The following is a 17237-nucleotide window of genomic DNA, read 5'->3' as shown; positions in this document are numbered from 1 at the left end:
TGTTTTCCCGGGCATCTAATTTTCTTCCGGAAGACGAATAAAATCAACGAACTTTTTCACGTTCTGCGAAATAGGACCTTCGTTCGAAAGTGCCTTGATGAAGGCACTGCCCACAATGGCGCCATTACTATAACGGCACGAATTAACAAAAGTTGTGTTGTCCGAAATACCAAATCCGACCAGGCGGGGATTCTTCAGGTTCATCTCCTTGATCCGTTTAAAGTAGGATTCCTGCTGTTTGGTTACGCTCGACTTTGCACCCGTAGTCGATGATGAGGAAACCATATAGATAAATCCGCTGGAAAGATCATCGATTTTCCGGATACGCGCGTCGCTGGTTCGGGGTGTAATGAGGAAAATGTTCCGAAGGTTATTTTGCTCAAAAAAGTTTCGGTATTCGTTTTCGTACACTTCCAGCGGCAGGTCGGGCAAAATGATACCATCAACTCCAATTTCATTTGCCTTCCGGCAGAAATCTTCTACGCCGTATTGCAGCACATTATTAAAATAGCCCATCAGTACCAGGGGCAGTTTTACCTTCTGGCGAATATCTTTCAGCTGCCCGAAAAGTAATTTCATCGACATGCCATTTTTCAATGCCTTGTCCGAGCTTTTCTGAATAGTTGGTCCGTCGGCTACCGGATCAGAAAATGGAATTCCTATTTCTATCAGATCTGCCCCACTTTTCTCCAGTTCAACAATTATTTCTTCCGTATCCTGAAGATTGGGATAACCGGCCGTGAAATAAACCGATAATATGTTGTTTCGCTTCTCTTTGAAAAGCTGATTGATGCGATTTTCCATCTTGTTAATCTTTCGTTTCGATGTTCATCTAATGCTTTGCGTGAAAATGCTTCAGGTAAGTTTCCATATCCTTGTCGCCACGGCCCGAGATGTTCACAACCACTACTTCGCCGGAAGCAAATTTTAGTTTCTCCAAAGCGGCCAGTGCATGCGCTGATTCCAACGCAGGAATGATCCCTTCTTTCTCCGTTAGGTTGTATGCGGCTTCCAGTGTTTCTTCATCGGTTGCGCTCATAAATTTTGCGCGGCGGGTTTCATACAGGTTGGCGTGCATTGGCCCGATGCCCGGATAATCGAGCCCGGCAGAGATAGAATACGGCTCAGTCACTTGTCCGTCTTCTGTTTGCATCAGTAAACTTTTACTGCCGTGAAGTACACCGGTCTTGCCGAGTGCGGTAGTCGCGGCTGATTCGCCAGTATCAACTCCTTTCCCGGCTGCTTCCACAGCAATCAGTTTCACTTCTCCGTCATTCAGAAAGTGATAGAAAGCACCGGCTGCATTACTTCCTCCGCCCATACATGCGATGACAGCATTGGGCAGTTCATTGCCGGTTTTCTCTTTTAGTTGTTGCCGCATTTCCTGGCTGATGATAGCCTGGAAACGGGCGACCATGTCGGGATAGGGATGTGGGCCGACTACGGAACCGATAATGTAGTGCGTGTCTTCCGGATGATTGATCCAATCGCGGATGGCCTCGTTGGTCGCATCTTTCAATGTTTGGTTGCCGCTGTAAACCGGACGGACTTCTGCGCCAAGCATTTTCATCTTCTCTACGTTGGGTGCTTGCCGCGATACATCGAGGGCCCCCATATAAACAATGCATTGCAACCCTTCGCGGGCGCAGACTGTCGCGGTAGCCACACCGTGCTGACCGGCTCCGGTTTCAGCAATGATGCGATGTTTTCCTAACCGTTTTGCCAGTAAAATTTGACCAACGGTATTATTGATTTTATGCGAACCGGTATGGTTCAAATCTTCCCGTTTGAGATAAATTTGTGTGCCATATTGCTCCGATAACCGGTTCGAATAGTAAAGCGGTGAAGGCCTTCCGACGTAATCGCGGAGCAAGTCGGTATACTCCTTCCGGAATTCTTCACTATCGATAATTTCCAGGTAACGTTTTCGGAGCTCATCTACATTCGGATACATCATTTCCGGGATGAATGCCCCGCCAAACTGTCCGTAATAGCCATTCTGATCGACATGATAATTCATGATATCTGTTTTATTTCCTGTATTCGTTATAGATAATCGGGATAAGATTTATTTGAAGCCGTACTGTTCTCGCGGATGGTGGCGATGAACCGTTTGAGCGCTTCAATGTTTTTTAACGCCGGTTCAGTTTCAAAACCACTGTTCACATCCACCCCGTAAAGTTTTGGGTGCTGAAGATTGCTGATGATTTCGGCATCAGCGGAACTAATACCACCACTCAGGAAAAACGGTGTTTCTCCCTTATATGCATCCAGTAACTGCCAGTTGAATTTCTGACCGGTGCCACCCGGTTTTTCGCCTTTGGTGTCGAGCAGGAAGAAATCGCAGTTTCCGGCATATGGTTCCGTCACCGCAAAATCAAAGTCGTTGCCTATGCTAAAAACTTTAATGACGGGAATCCCCAGTTGTTTCAGCCGGGCGCTATATTCGGGCAGTTCATTGCCGTGGAGTTGGACAAGTTCGAGCTTATTGTTCCGGAACTGTTCGAGCAGTGATTCGAATGGCTCATCCACAAAAACACCCACTTTTTGAATAAAGGCCGGGACTAATTCGACGGCCTCGGGAGCGATCTGTTCGCTTACATACCGTTTTGATTTCGGGTAAAAAATAAAACCAATATAGTCAGGGCCAAGCTCTACCAACTGACGGATATTTTCCGTCTCCCGCATCCCGCATACTTTAATTTTCATCGTTTTAGTTGATTTATGAATTCCCGGCAGGCTTCTGCCGGATGTTCCTGTTTCATGAAATTCTCGCCCATTAAGAAACCGTGAAAACCGCTTTCGCGGAGATAATCTACGGTAGCCGGCCCGCTGATGCCACTTTCGGCAACTTTTACTGCTTCCGCGGGAAGTTTTGCCAACATCCGGATGGAATGTTCCAGGTCGACCGTGAAATCTTTCAGGTTTCGGTTGTTGACGCCAATCAAATCGACGCGCGGATCGACCTTTTGCAGTTCTTCCTCGGCGTGTAACTCAAGTAGCACTTCCAGTCCCAGTTTGTGTGCCAGTGTGGTAAAGCGCTCGATTTCTTCCTTTTGCAATACGGCAGCAATCAGCAGAATGAGGTCGGCTTTTGTGACACATGCCTCGTAAATCTGGTATTCGTCTACCATGAAATCTTTGCGCAGCATCGGTGTGTCCGGATTGGCTTCTCTTGCTTTCGCGAAGTCGTCCAGGCTTCCGCCGAAATAGGTTTTGTCTGTTAGCACCGAAATACCACTGGCTCCGGCTGTAGTGTAGCCTTTAGTGACAAACTCGGGGGAAACTTTATTATTGATGGTGCCTTTGGAGGGTGACTTACGCTTAAATTCCGCAATTATTCCTGAAGATTCCGGATTCAGTAGCCGTTCCTTTAGTGAGTTTGCTTTTCGGTTGGAAGGGATCTGTTTTTTCAGGTCTTCCAGGGAAACGTGTTTTTTCACCTCGGCAACTTCCTTTTTCCGGTTGGCTACTATTTCGTCAAGGACTGTCATTTCTGGATCTCCATCAATTGGGTAAATACTTTCAACGCCTTTTTCCCGGCAAGGGACGAACGGGCTTCCTCAATGCATTGCTCAATGCTTTTCTTTGGTTCAACACAATGCAGTGCCATCGCTGAGTTGGCGATGACAGCCGAATTTTGTGCTTCAGTGCCATTGCCGTTCAACACACTGGTGAAAATTTTTGCCGTGCCCGGAATATCACCGCTGCTGGCCAGTTCTTCAGGTTTTACTTTCGGTAAACCGATGTCTGAAGGACTCAATAGTCGGTCGACGTAATTGGTTTGCATCTTGAATTCGCCCGTAAGGGAAATTTCGTCGTAACCGTCGAGGCTGTGCAGTATACAAAAGTTCTTGTCTGATTTTTGGTATAAATAACTGTACATGCGGCCTATCTCCAGACTGAAAACGCCGACCATTTGGTTCTTCGGTTGACTGGGGTTCACCATCGGGCCCAGCATGTTGAAAAAGGTTTTGAGCCGGAGCGCGCGACGTACCGGCGCCACGTTTTTCATTGCCGGGTTAAACAGCGGAGCATGCAGAAAAGTGATTCCACAGCCGTCGAGTTCATTTCGCAGCCGGTCGGCATCGTTGCTAAAGCGGTAGCCCAGGTGTTCCATTACATTGGAAGAGCCACAGCTTGATGACGCACCATAGTTACCGTGTTTGGCTACTTTGGCCCCGGCTCCTGCGACCACAAAGGCCGATAAGGTGGAAATGTTGAACGTGTCTTTTCCATCTCCACCGGTCCCGCACAAATCGATGGTTTCAAAATCGGAGAAGTCAACCGGTATGCGTGTTACCAACAGTGCATTGCGAAAACCGTCCAGCTCTTCGATGCTGATGGTCCGCATGTTGAAGACGGTGATGAAAGCCGCAATTTCAGCATCGGTATATTTCCCTTCCGTGATTTCCAGAAGAATGGCTTCGGCCTGTTCACTGGTGAGTTTTTTATATTCGAACAGGTAATTGAGTATCTCTTTCATGCTTGTGTTTTTTGTCAGTGAGTTAATGGTTAATCCAGTTTTCCAGAATTTTCATTCCCATAGGTGTTAAGACCGATTCGGGGTGAAACTGCACGCCAACCATATCGTAAGTCTTATGCTGAAAGGCCATGATGCGGCCTTGCTCATCCTCGCACGTAATTTCCAATTCTTCAGGAAGATTTTCTCTTTCCACTATCCATGAGTGGTATCTTCCGGCATTGAAGTTCTCCGGGACACCGTTGAAAAGATACGATTGATTAATCTGGATAATTGGGGTTGACACACCGTGTAACACTTTGTCCATGTTTTTCATCCCGGCGCCAAAGCCTTCGGCAATAGCCTGATGTCCAAGACATACCCCGAGAAACGGTTTCTTTCCGGTATAGGTTTTAATGATTTCCGGCATCTGTCCAGCTTCTTCCGGAATTCCCGGGCCGGGAGAGAGGACGATTTTATCGTATTCATTCAACTCCGGCAGGTCAATTTCATCATTCCGCTTCACAATAACCGTTACTCCCTCAAATTTTCGGAGTGCGTGCACCAGGTTGTAGGTGAATGAATCGTAATTATCGATAACTAATATCTTCATCTTCTGACTTTTTCGGGATTATTGGATTTTATGGGCCTGCTGGATGGCTTTCTTCAAGGCAGCCAGTTTGTTACCCACTTCCTGCAACTCATTTTCTTCGTTCGATTCGGAGACAATGCCTGCACCAGCCTGGTAAAATAGGGTAGTATTTTTACTCAAAAACGAGCGAATCATGATGGCGTGGTTAAAATGGTTGTCGAAACCGATGTAACCTATGCATCCGCCGTAATAACCACGGTTTTGGTTTTCGTACTGGTCAATCAGTTCCATGGCACGGTATTTTGGTGCGCCGGATAAGGTTCCGGCCGGAAAGGAGTCGCCGTTGACCCGGAACGCATTGCTGTTTTCGGGAAGATAGCCTGACACCTTTGAGACGAGATGAATGACATGCGAGTAGTATTGAACTTCACGGAATTGTTCCACTTCCACATTTTCCGCATTACGACTTAAATCGTTACGGGCGAGGTCGACCAACATCACGTGTTCGGCATTCTCTTTCGGGTCGGCTGCCAGTTTTTTGGCCAGTTTCCGATCCTGCTCATCATCGCCTGTGCGCCGGAATGTGCCGGCAATGGGATTAATGGAAACTTTCCGCTCCTTGATTTGCAACTGCGCTTCAGGCGAGGAGCCGAAGATTTTGTAATCGCCGTAATCGAAATAGAACAGGTAGGGTGACGGATTGATGTTCCGCAAGGCACGGTACACGTTGAATTCGTCACCGTGGAAAGGTTGGTTATATTGCCGTGAAAGAACAATCTGGAAAACGTCGCCGCGGTGGCAATGTTCTTTACCGCGAGTGACCATTTCCTTGTATTCTTCGTCGGTGATATTGGATGTTTCGTCACCGTGTGTCCCGAAAGTAAAGGTGGCATAATTCCGGTTTGCCAGCAATCCTTCCAGTTCATCCAGCGATCCTTTTTCACCTTCCGGAAGATTTTCAATCAGTTGGACGCGATTCATGTGATGATTGATGGCGATGATGTACCGGTAAAATGAATAACGAATTTCCGGGATAGCGTATTCCGGTTTAACCGGATTCTTGAATTTGATGGTTTCGAAATACTGAACGCCATCGTAGCTGACATACCCAAACAATCCGTTGGCCGGAATATTGGGAAGGCCGTTGGTAGGACGGCACGATTGGAAGAAAGCATCCAGCTCGTCGGCTACCTGACCATGTTTTTCCACTGGCCGGATTTCATCCTGGCAGCCGGGATATGTTACCCGGATAGTATTTTGCTCGACCATGAATGTTGCCTCCGGCTTGATACAGATAAATGAATAGCTGTTCTCATTGCCATGGTAATCGGAACTTTCGAGCAGTAGTGTGTTGGGGTAAATGTCCCGTAATTTCAGGTAAATACTGACCGGTGTTACCGTGTCGGCAAGAATTTCTTTTACGTGTGGACTGAATTGGATGGTCTTCATGATATCTTATGATTATGTTTTAATTTCTCGTATAAAAAGAAAACGGCTTACCGTGATTCGATAAGCCGCTTTCTTCTGCATTACTACATACCAAGCTCACTCTCTTCACGGTTGTAAAAAGTTGCGGTGCCACCACCAACGCCAGGTATTATTGTTTGTATGCAGATTCATCGTTTTGTTTTTTTGGTAATAAAAAGGCTCACCTGTTGAGAAGGTAAGCCGTCATATTTTTAAATTCAATATAGCTTAGCCTTTTAAAAGAGGAAAGTGCCCCACCAAAGCCATATCGTTTGATTCAAATTCATTTTCTTCACGTTTACGTCGTAAAGGAAAAATAAAAATTCCAGATTGGCAATATTTTTTGGTTAAAATAAATACAAAATTTTTGTTAAGACGATCTATATCGTTATTTAAGCTGATTTTAGCAGCCGGGACAGAAAGCGTTCCACCATAGGAACGGTGGTCAGTGTTGGAATCTTTTCGTCTTCTACCGTTACTCCAAACTCCTTCTCAAAATAGTACGTCAATAAACGGTTATCCAATTCGTCGAGGAATAATTCTTCCTTGTTGTTGGCTACCATAATCCGTTTTTTTTGCAGTCCTACCCGACGTAAAATCTTATACAGTTTTATTTTTGTTGTCATGTCTCTCTTCTTAATTCATCATTGGTGCTTGTTACATCAAGATTCGAGCCAAAATTATATTGAATTTCTAAAAAATAGAAATTATCGTTTAAAAAGTCCATGATGGGAGTGTTTTATTCGCTTTAAGGAATCTTTTGACAATCTGGCAGTCAGGTTATTTTTTCACTGCTGGCACCAAAAGTACTCCCAGAAATCCATATAGTCCGGTCAGGAGAATAATTACCAACTCGGCGATAACCAACCTCTTTCTTCTAATAGCGAAGAAGATTACCAGATAAAGCAATAGAAAGAACAGATTACCGATGATAAAGAGTATGTTTTCAGGAAATTGTATCATAATTCGATGAAAATCGGAAGATACCGGTCCGGACTCAATTCTGAATGGAAACAGGATGTGGTTGACAATTTGTGCCCCACGGGGAAAATTGGGCGCTAGTTTTTCGTGAAATTCATTTTGAAGCACGTATTGACGGTTGCTCGCGTACGCGTAGACATCGTTGGGTTTACCGATAATGGCCAGGCGGGAATCGAGGTTACCTCTCAGGCTCAGTTTATCGGTTCTGGCATTGTAGTGTTTTACCGGCCAGTTTACCAGCTTGTAGGTGTCGGTTTGCAGAACAAAAACACGGTTATCGCTGGTAATGATGTAGCCATAAAACTCCCGGTTTCTAAAATCGGTACAATCAATGTAGAGGATGTGAACGTTTTTCGGCAACGGAATCTCCAGACAGTACGGCAATCCTTTTCCCATTTTTAAATGAAAGAGATGTTCCTTTTTGTCGACAATGAAATAACCCTGATCGTACTTTTTCCGAATGTTCGGAATGCCAGCGATCATCCTTGCCGGGAAAGTCATTCCCTTTTCCTTTAAAACTTTTGTGAATAGCTCACTCTTCCCGGGTTTAACGCCATTGGAAGCCGGATCGATAAATTCGATTCCTTTGTTGGTTATCCGGAAATAGTCGTCGGGTTTTTCGAGTGCGACACGGCCCGATTCTGACTCAAACAGCAGGTACAAGCCAGCTTGCGGAGCATCGATATCGGAGGGAGTTATCCGTGAGAAGAAATTGGCATTATTGATTTCGAATACGTCAACCGGTTTCCCGAAAAGGGAATCGGGCATCAGGCCGTCGGCCATCAACTGGCGAAAATGAAACAATGGCAGTTGCTGTTCGTACTGGCTCCGGTTAAAGGACTTTCCCCCCGAATCGTAGTAAAGCGTTTTTCCGTCTTCGGCTTTGCGTATCACAAATTGATGTGAGAAAGAACTGTACATGACGAACGGAACAGGGACATGTCGTTCAAAAGTTGTCAGAAAGAAATCTGGCAGAAAAGTGGACAATGTAAAGATTACCAGGAGGATGAGTATGTAGCGACTTACCTTAATCATTGATTAATCCCTTTCCTGAAGCGGTATGCGGTGTATAAATGGGTGAAAAAAGTCAATATCGTCATAACGGTAAGTAGTGGTAGCGCCGGACGATAGGCGCCGGTTGTGGCCGTTTGATAGAACAATGCGATGAAAGCGGAAGCGATGAGGATGAGGAAAAGCTTGCGGAGCACTGTCGATTCGAATATGACCATGACCGTTAAATGATAGGCAGTTATGCCACCAAGAAACCAGGGTGCAAGAGTGAAAAGGGCATCTGTTACCAGTTTCTTAGGCAGCACAAGTGTAATCCCTGTGAGTGCGATTAATAATTCCGATAGGAAAATAATCAGCAAGAACAGGCTGCCTGTTAGGGTGATTTGTAGTAATACCCGGTTTTCGTTAACCGGAAGATGGAACGTTAGCTTGATGCGTTTTTGCTGAATTTCGGGAATGAACTGTGCTAAAGCGATGGCTATCCCCGTAACGAGCGGTAGATATTTCATCCAGCGGTAAGGATTAAAGTTATTGAAAAGCAAGATGTCCCATAAGTTCGCGGCTCCCATCAGCTCAACCTGGTGGTGGATATCCAGTATCAATTTGGCAGCTGAAAAAAGGGAACCCACAAAGAATCCAATCAGAATCCAGCGTATTTTTATCCATTCCTTTATAAACAATGCTTTAAGCATCCTGAAGTTTTATCAATTAATATTTTCCGGTTAGGCCAATGAAAGCATCCTCCAGATTCATGTTTCCCCGTGAAAAATTTTCCGTTAAAATTCCATTTTTGTCCAAAAAGGCTTTCACTTCAATTTCCTCAGACCAGGTATAAAGCTCTACATAATACTGGTTCAGTTGTTCCACATTCACTGCCGGGGCATTACTCCAGTCCTCCACTTTTGTATTTGTTGTAAACGTAAACTTGCGAAAACACTGCATAAAATCGTTGAGTGGTTGTTGTGCCACTACCTGTTTGGCATCCAGAATCAATACATCGTCGATCAATTGCTCCATATCCTGAATAATATGCGAAGTGGTGAAAACGGTTTTATTTCCGGTCCGGGCATATTCAAGCAGATAATCAATAAATAGTCTGCGATAGCCGGGATCGAGGCCCATGCTGAAATCGTCCAAAATCAATAATTCCGGATCTTGTGCCAGAATGAGCCCTAGTGCCACCTGCGAACGCTGTCCGGTTGACATGGCCGAAATCTTTTGATTGGGAGCCACATCCAATTTCGCCATAAGCTCGTAGTAAGGCTCTTTTTTCCATCCGGGATAATAAGCAGAATAGTATCGCTCGATTTCGGCGATGGTCATGAAGCCATATTGAATGTGCCCTTCCACCAGATAACCGATTCGAGCCTTTGTACCAGGAGAAAGATGTTGCGAATCTTCGCCAAAAATGTAACACTGGCCTCCGGTCGGTTGAAGAAAACCATTCAAAATATTGATGGTCGTGGTTTTGCCGGTTCCGTTCTTCCCCAACAAACCCAAAATACTTCCGGCAGGCACGTTGAAATTCAGGTTTTCGAAAACCGGTTTCGCTCCGTAATGATGCGTCAGGTTTTTACACACAATGATATTCTCCATGCCGGTTGTATTAAAAATAGCTGCCCAAACCTATCTCTGCAAAACTGTTAGTTTCCTCCATTGCTGTGAATCTGTTTGCTCCGCCTGCTAAGCGAATATAAGCATTTGGCGCGGGTTTCCATCCAGGATACCAGGTGATTTGAGAGAAAAGGTTCACATTCCCGGCGGAAAGATAGCGGAAATTATGCTGAACAACCGGGACTGTTATTTCAGATGATTCCGGAATAAATACTGACGCCGGAGCAATATTTTGTGTGCTTCCCAAATCGGCTTCCCATGAAACGGTCAACTCGGTTTCAATTCTTCCTTTTTGTCCTGTAAAGAAGGAATGGCTTACCGAACCGTGTGCTGTCAGTTTTTCAAGATTTTGGTATCCGTACAAAATATTATTGGTTTTCCCGGACAGGAGATTGACATTGGCGTTGAAAATCCACCGCACCTGCATTTCCTTTTTCAACAATGCTTTCCAGTCGATTTGAGCATTCAGGAATTGTGTCGTTAAATCTGTTTGCGCGGTTTGGGCCATGAAATTTCTCCCATCGTCGTACTCCGCGGCGACACTGAAATACTGATTCCATTTTTCTCCCGGAAGGGTAAGCGATACCCAACCGTCAAACCGTTCCAGGGAATATTGCGCATCGGTTGCCGGATTGGATTCAACTCTTCCGGTTTCCGGATTCAGGCTATTGGCATACGGTGTCTCAATGGCTGATTCTTCCCATAATTTGTAGTCCAGCTTCCCATTCCATTGCGCTCCGGACGAAGTTTTATTCTGAAAGAAAATGGCCACGCCTTTCCCATTTGCATTATACCGGTAACTGTAACTGATATGGTTCAGCGGATGTCCGTACAGACTCAAACCATTGATGAAAAAGTAGTCGTAGCCAACGTTATTCTGGTAGGTCAGAAAATCGATATCCTCACGAGACCTTTGATACCATCCTTCGATCCCTAAATGCCAGTTGGCTGTCCGGTAAATTATTGATGGTGTGACTGTTATTTCAAAGGCATTATTCCCTGCTCGTGGATTTTGATCCTTCCCGCCGCTCTCTACCTGGAAAGCAGCCCCCAGTCCGGCCATCAAATGATTGCTGATCGGAGTCAGTCCATTAACCTCTAAGTGGTATTTGTCTTTCTTCCAGTTTCCGCCAATGGAATCAACCAATTGAAATGGATTTAGCGGATGCCGGGACAAACGATCATGCCACTGGATATTTTCCTCACGGCTGCGTTGGTAGTCGACTTTGCCGAAGAATCGGAACTGCTTGACCTGTTTGTAGCCGTAAGTTGAAAAGTTGAGGCCTTTATACTTGTCCGGTGTTCCGGTTTCCCGGAAGGGTTGACTGCGCATAGTTCCGGATAATTCAAGTCGGTTAAAGTCCGGGAGGGAGTCATTCAACAGTAGTGCGAAGGGCAAGTCTGTTCCCGGTTTCCCGGAAAAGAAAAGTGCCTGCTCCTCCATTTCTGTTTGAACCGGATTTTGTGCCACCCCGGTTAAGGAGAGGAGCATGAAACTCAACATGCAGAGGATAATATTTATGTTCAGGAGTTTTTTCATGCTAATTAAACGTGCCGGGTGTTGGAAATAGAATCACATCAAAATCTTCACTGGAATTATTCGTATCCGTCAGAATGATGCGTCCGTCCTGCTCCTGTTCAATCTTCCGCCGGCAACTTTGCAGGTTGAAATTTCCGTTGCAGTAAGTAAATCCGGCATCGATGGAATAAGGTATGCGGTGGTACGCGCCGGCATCAGCCGAAGCTAATGCTTCCACTCCGTCCAAGACCCATTCGGATGGAATGGACATCAAGGTCCTGCCTTTGGTGTCATTGGGACGGGGAACGAAATGTACTTCATCCTGATGATAATTGCGGTAAATAACGATGCCGGCTCCGTAACTATTGAAAATCCAATCAAAGGTCGATTGCATGCTGGCGAAGATTTCAGTCAGGTTTGGAACTTCGGCGAAATCAATGTCTTTTTGATTTTCCGGACGATATAGGAACGTTTCCCAATCGGCATGCGACAGGTCGATGCTGGTTGGATTTCCGTTCGGGTCATCGCGGTGATTCATTCCATCCTGGGCAATTACAATGCTTTTGCCTGGCTTCAATGGATGATCTTTTCCGGTTCCGGGAATCATCCTGACAAAGTCGAGGAAAACACTGTCCTGCACGCCGGCATATGGTGAGGGGGCAGCGGCTGTCGAATTGCCGCTGGCGCCGTAAACACTGGCAATGTAAAGGCTGTCGAGGTAGATGGTTTCATCGCTGTTGTTAAAGATTTCGACAAACTGATCGGACCAGTATGCTTTTCCATTGGGGGTCCGGGAACCGGTGTAATACAATTCTTTGATCACCAGTAGGCCGGCCAGATTTTCTTTCAGCGTTTTACTACCTAAATCTGTATTCCCGGTTACGGTAATATCGGCCTGATTGTAATTGAGTGAAACATAGCGGTTTTGCAAAATATCCCGGTCGGTGACTAATGAAGAACCCAACGAGCGTGCTTCGGCAGCGGGGTACTTCTTCCCTGCCCACAAGCGGTATTTTCCGGCGGTGACTCTGTGAAACGTACATTGGCCGTTGGCACCGGTCACACCTTCGCTTTCCAGTTGGTTGTCGATGTTGATCAACCGTACGGTTGTGTTTTCGGGTGAAGCACCGGAGTAGCTATCGGGCAATGACAACTGAACAGAAACGTCGTACAACTGTGGCTCAACGTTGAACTTGTCGTCGCGGCATCCGGTCAGTAAAGTCACTGTCCAAATCAAGAGGAGCCCTATGGTCTTCAGTCTTCTCATCTAAAAATGAAATGCCAGCTCTCCTCCAAAATAGAGTGCGGGATTTCGTTTTTCAATTTGTCCGGTGCGATGGTTCGCGTAGGCCGGATTGTGCATAAACATATTGTTGGCGAAGAAGGAGAAACGATAATTCTTCCCGATTTCTTTTGCCAGTTTCAGGTTGAGGTTCCACAAGGCGGGCCGGCTAACTTTTTCATTCGTCACCGGGTCAACACTCCGGATGAGAAACGGAAAACCGGTTGTTGCCCGTGCAGAAGTTAAGGGAATTGTATTGCCGTTTTCATCAATATAACCTACCGGGACAGAACCACGGAAAATTGATCCATATTTGTCAATCCAGGTGTTTTGCAGTGCAGCCGTTGCCACAAACCGAAGTACCGGAATGTGCTGGACAATGCGAAAAGTCGTCAGAAACAGCTCACGATTGGTCTTGTTCGACTCATACATGCCCATGTATCCGTTGGGATTGTTTGGAAAATTCCGGCTAATTTCGAGTATGTCCGGGGCATCACTCCAGGAAGTGTTGGCCGACCAGGCACCGCTCAGATTAAAGGAGGTACCCGTTTGAGTAATTTCGGGTGATTGAATCGCGAATTCTATTCCTTTCCGGTCGATGTTCAGCGAATTATTCGGTTTTAGATAAGCGCTCCGATAGGTTAATGTATCGACATTCACCTCATCGAGTTGAGGCTTCTCCCCGTTTCCCGGAAGGTAAAAGGAGGTATCGTAAACCGGGTAGGGAAATGCAGCCGGCACATCGGTAAATGAATAGGCATTCCTCGTTTTCTCATTGTAAAAGGTGACGTGGGCGCTCCATTTCCCTGCATTTAAGTCAACTCCAATTTCCGCTTTCCGGTTGGTCATGAACTTCAGTTGATTATTCGTTGCATCGAAAATGTGGGTGGTCATCAATGCGAGGCGTTCATCCGGATAAGTGGCCGAATAAAACATGTAACTGACAGCATCAAAATAGGCCGCTTCGGGATAGAGATAAACCAGGGAAGGAGCTTTGGCCGTAATTCCGTAACCTCCGCGAAGGCGTAAATATGGAAATAGTTGGTACGTCAGATTCGTTCTGGGCTGCCATTTTGTATCGAAACTGCTTTTAAACAATCCATTGGGCAGCACATTGTCGTACCTGATGCCGGCCTGCCACTGCACTGTTTTTCCGGCTAACGGAAAAGTGAAAGAATTTTCGGCAAAAAGCGAAAACTGATTCAATGCCGGAACATCGTTATAGGCTCTTGGTCGGTACGATGATGGTGGCGGATAACCTGCGTCGAATGTTTTTCCATTTCCGTGATTAACATCAGTTCGCCATTCGGTTCCGACAAAAAAGCGGTCGTGCACTTTTTCTCCGCTTACCGCGAAACGTTGAATGAGCGAAGCATAGAAATTTACCGGTTTGCCTTCGATGCGCGTGGCCGTGTAGTATTCAGCGGGAGCAAAGGGAACTTCAAATGTCCCTCCAACGAGGTTGGTTGGCAACGGTTGAGCTTCTCCTGAACGGAGTTGTTTATTGTAAGCATCCTGATTTCGCATGGCCAGTGATACCTGGTAAGCCAGCCTCTTCAGTATTTTTTCTCCGGATTTAATCTCACCTTTTGTACTTACACGGAATCCTTTGTCGCTGGCATATCGATTTTCCTCCAACGCGGCATCTTTGTCGCCCTTATCCCGATCTTTCGCGTAAAGCAAGGAAAGATTTACCTGGTTCCGCCAGTTATGATTGTTGCTGTGTATGTTCCAGTTGGCACTGGCCGTAGCCCGGTTGTAGGCCGGAACCGGAATGTGCAAATCCTGCTGTGAATGTGTGAGATCGAATCCGATATTAAGTGTTTGGTTGCTTTTACCCAATGCCAACCCTTTTCCCAGACTTGCTTCCTGTGTGGTCGGATCGAGGCGAACTTTTGCGCGAAACGGTGCTTTTCCCTGCATGGTTTCCACCCGAATAACACCTGAAGTTAGATTCCCGTATCGCACTGAAGGTATTCCGCGAATGACTTCGATCCGGCTGATTTGGTCAGCGGGAATGTCGCGTAAATCAATTCCACCACCACTTACGGTTGAAAAAAGTCCGTTTGCTCCGATTGTGGATGTGTTGCTTACCTGCATATTCGCATCGTTGGAGAGTGGTATTCCATTAACGATAATGGCTGTTCCAAACGCGTCAATTTTATTATCGGTAGATGAACCGGTTCCTCGTAATTGTGCTTGCCCGGCCGAATTGAGGTCGGGATTTTGTACCGGTCTCCCGGGAAGTAATTGCATGATATCGCCCAGGTTAGTAGCCTGGACCAGCTCGATGGCTTGCTGCCCTATCGTGGTGGCTGAAGTCAGGCTTTGTTCGTTTTCACTGGCTAAAACCTTTATTTCCCTGAGGCCAAGAGATTGGACATGTAAGTTGATATCCCGTTGAATGGGCTGACCGGGAGAAATATCTATTGCGAATGATTCCGGATGGTATCCGAGGTGGCGGATGTTGATTTCTGATTTCCCGGTAGGAACTTTTAGATGATAATTCCCCAGACTGTCTGTTAAACTCCAGTTCTGTGTTTCACTGCTGATTATGGATACATCTGATATCCCTTTTCCATCGGGCCCAATAATTTCGCCATACAATTCGCCTTCGTTTGTCTGCGCAAAAAGTATAGGAACACTGAGTATCCAGAAATAGATAAGTAAGAAGTATTTTTTGAAGTGAACTGTCATTTATGGTTAAAAACAAGGATGGTAGCAAATAAAATAATATTTATCGAAACATCGTGTTTTTAACAGCATGAAACCTGAAATCCGATGGAAAATCAGCGTTTATGGGAATCTTTATTTCTCAGTTAGGAAACTGAATGTCCTTAGTTAATAATCATAAAATTACTTCGCCTATCTCCGGATCAGCTTAAATGTTTTCGGATGACCGGAATTATCGCTTACCCGCCACAGGTATATTCCTGCCGGCTTATTGCCCGGCGAAACAGCCAGGTTATTTTACCGGAATGTACTTCTCTTTTCAGGATAGTGGCGCCGGTCCGGAAAAATTTGCGTCACGGATGGAGCGATTTGATCCTCTTGAACATCAGGTTAATTGTTCGTTCGTCATACCATGATGCAGGGTTATTCCCCCAGCCATCCATGTTTTGCCAGATATTGGCGGGCTTCATCACGTGTTTGCCAGAAATCCCCCCGCTTTTCCCAGTAGGTTTGTCCGCTTTTAACTTCTGCCGGGCAGTTTTTAGCCGGCGCCACCATGACCGATTCCAGAAAACGGAGTTTCAGTTCCCGGTCTGTTTTGCTAATAACACGCGCTTTGATTGGCCGGCCATAATAATGACCGTTAATCGGAGCGGTTACGACAGCGTACCCTTCCGTTCCTTCCTTTACCCAGCCTAATTTTCGCTGAAAGTCTCCCGCTGAAATTACGGTCGTATCGGGTGGGCCCGCCTTTGCTTTTTCCAGTGCCATTAGGTACTCACCTTCTGTTTGTGCTGCGTTTTTGTCAACCCGGTGGCAGGCGGGAAAAATTCCTAAGCCTGATAGTAATATGATTAAAATTGAAACTCTCATATTGATACCTGAACATATTTCAAAGGAAATAAAAATTGGTGAATTAACATTATGTATCTGTTTTTAGAAAAAATAACATTTAGATGCAGATTTGGAGTACGAAAAGACAACTTAATTCGTTTATACGGAGAAGATTTTGATTTATTTCGGGCATGGATGCAATATTAACACAACAACTTCACATCTGGACGCCATTAATTTATGTGATCCTCTTTGTAGGATTACTGATTGAAGGGGAAAGTATTCTGTTTGCAGCATTCTTTTTGGTGAATCAACAGGAGTTGCAACTGTTTTATACTATCGTGGTGGCTATTGCCGGTGTCCTGACGGGTGACTTACTCTGGTATTACGGAGGAAAGTTGCTGATGCGCGTACCATTCGTACAACGTCTGTCGGAGCGTATGCCCAAAACCATTGATCACTTTATCCGGCGAAAGCCGATACTAAGTATTGTAGGTTCTAAATTTTTATACGGAATGCACCGGCCCACTTTGTTGCGTCTGCATGCGGCCCGCATTAATGTGAAAACCTTTTTGCGTGCGGACATTCCGGGAACCATTATCTGGATTGCTGTTATCGGGATTGCTGGTTACCTGTTTTCGCAATCGGCTGATTTGCTCGATGACAAAATGAAATACTGGCAATTAGGAATGGTAGGCGGTTTGGTCATATTTACGGTATTAACTCATTTCGTTTCCAAGCTGGTTGTTAAATACATCACCGTGAGAAAAAAATGATCAATCGGTTTGGAAATTTAAGACAT

16 protein-coding genes are annotated in these 17237 nt (G+C 45.6%); 1 reads left to right on the top strand and 15 read right to left on the bottom strand.

The window, feature by feature from the left end; translation table 11 throughout:
- Positions 1-15: 15 nt before the first annotated feature.
- The 15 genes from trpA to GJU82_RS12545 all read right to left on the bottom strand — a co-directional run bounded on the left by trpA (position 16) and on the right by GJU82_RS12545 (position 16474).
- Positions 16-804: a tryptophan synthase subunit alpha gene (gene trpA / locus GJU82_RS12615; protein WP_153632465.1), complete on the bottom strand. Its 789-nt coding sequence runs from the start codon at positions 802-804 to the stop codon at positions 16-18.
- 28 nt (positions 805-832) lie between these two features.
- On the bottom strand, positions 833-2020 hold the full coding sequence (trpB, locus tag GJU82_RS12610) for a tryptophan synthase subunit beta (RefSeq protein ID WP_153632464.1): 1188 nt from the start codon (positions 2018-2020) through the stop codon (positions 833-835).
- A 26-nt stretch (positions 2021-2046) separates the two neighbouring features.
- Entirely contained in the window at positions 2047-2709 is a 663-nt protein-coding gene (locus GJU82_RS12605) for a phosphoribosylanthranilate isomerase (RefSeq protein WP_153632463.1), read from the bottom strand.
- Positions 2706-3494, bottom strand: a complete 789-nt coding sequence (trpC, locus tag GJU82_RS12600; protein WP_153632462.1) for an indole-3-glycerol phosphate synthase TrpC — start codon at positions 3492-3494, stop codon at positions 2706-2708. Before trpC ends, GJU82_RS12605 begins: the two co-directional genes overlap by 4 nt.
- Complete coding sequence (gene trpD, locus GJU82_RS12595) at positions 3491-4486, bottom strand: anthranilate phosphoribosyltransferase (RefSeq protein ID WP_153632461.1); 996 nt, start codon at positions 4484-4486, stop codon at positions 3491-3493. Before trpD ends, trpC begins: the two co-directional genes overlap by 4 nt.
- A gap of 22 nt (positions 4487-4508) precedes the next feature.
- Positions 4509-5075, bottom strand: coding sequence for an aminodeoxychorismate/anthranilate synthase component II (locus tag GJU82_RS12590; protein WP_153632460.1), 567 nt, complete (start codon positions 5073-5075; stop codon positions 4509-4511).
- Between the two features lie 18 nt (positions 5076-5093).
- Entirely contained in the window at positions 5094-6503 is a 1410-nt protein-coding gene (locus GJU82_RS12585) for an anthranilate synthase component I family protein (RefSeq protein WP_153632459.1), read from the bottom strand.
- A 410-nt stretch (positions 6504-6913) separates the two neighbouring features.
- Positions 6914-7147: a hypothetical protein gene (locus GJU82_RS12580; RefSeq protein WP_153632458.1), complete on the bottom strand. Its 234-nt coding sequence runs from the start codon at positions 7145-7147 to the stop codon at positions 6914-6916.
- A gap of 154 nt (positions 7148-7301) precedes the next feature.
- Positions 7302-8537 carry a DUF4857 domain-containing protein gene (locus GJU82_RS12575; protein WP_153632457.1) on the bottom strand — a complete coding sequence of 412 codons (1236 nt, stop codon included), beginning with the start codon at positions 8535-8537 and terminating at the stop codon, positions 7302-7304.
- A complete protein-coding gene (locus GJU82_RS12570) occupies positions 8534-9205 on the bottom strand; it encodes a hypothetical protein (RefSeq protein ID WP_153632456.1) in 672 nt (223 codons plus the stop codon). Before GJU82_RS12570 ends, GJU82_RS12575 begins: the two co-directional genes overlap by 4 nt.
- 16 nt (positions 9206-9221) lie before the next feature.
- Positions 9222-10109, bottom strand: coding sequence for an ABC transporter ATP-binding protein (locus GJU82_RS12565; RefSeq protein ID WP_153632455.1), 888 nt, complete (start codon positions 10107-10109; stop codon positions 9222-9224).
- A gap of 10 nt (positions 10110-10119) precedes the next feature.
- On the bottom strand, positions 10120-11667 hold the full coding sequence (locus GJU82_RS12560; RefSeq protein WP_153632454.1) for a DUF6850 family outer membrane beta-barrel protein: 1548 nt from the start codon (positions 11665-11667) through the stop codon (positions 10120-10122).
- 1 nt (position 11668) lies between these two features.
- Positions 11669-12913 (bottom strand): DUF4876 domain-containing protein, encoded by a 1245-nt coding sequence (locus tag GJU82_RS12555; RefSeq protein WP_153632453.1) that lies wholly within the window; start codon positions 12911-12913, stop codon positions 11669-11671.
- Positions 12914-15625, bottom strand: coding sequence for a TonB-dependent receptor domain-containing protein (locus tag GJU82_RS12550; protein ID WP_153632452.1), 2712 nt, complete (start codon positions 15623-15625; stop codon positions 12914-12916).
- Positions 15626-16024: 399 nt separating this feature from the next.
- Positions 16025-16474, bottom strand: a complete 450-nt coding sequence (locus GJU82_RS12545; RefSeq protein ID WP_153632451.1) for a hypothetical protein — start codon at positions 16472-16474, stop codon at positions 16025-16027.
- Positions 16475-16626: 152 nt separating this feature from the next.
- On the opposite strand from GJU82_RS12545, the gene GJU82_RS12540 reads away from it, so the two are divergent.
- Positions 16627-17211, top strand: a complete 585-nt coding sequence (locus GJU82_RS12540) for a DedA family protein (protein WP_153632450.1) — start codon at positions 16627-16629, stop codon at positions 17209-17211.
- Positions 17212-17237: the final 26 nt, after the last annotated feature.

It is taken from the genome of Prolixibacter sp. SD074 (genome assembly GCF_009617895.1).
Lineage (GTDB): Bacteria > Bacteroidota > Bacteroidia > Bacteroidales > Prolixibacteraceae > Prolixibacter.
This window is presented reverse-complemented; position numbering and strand designations above follow the sequence as displayed.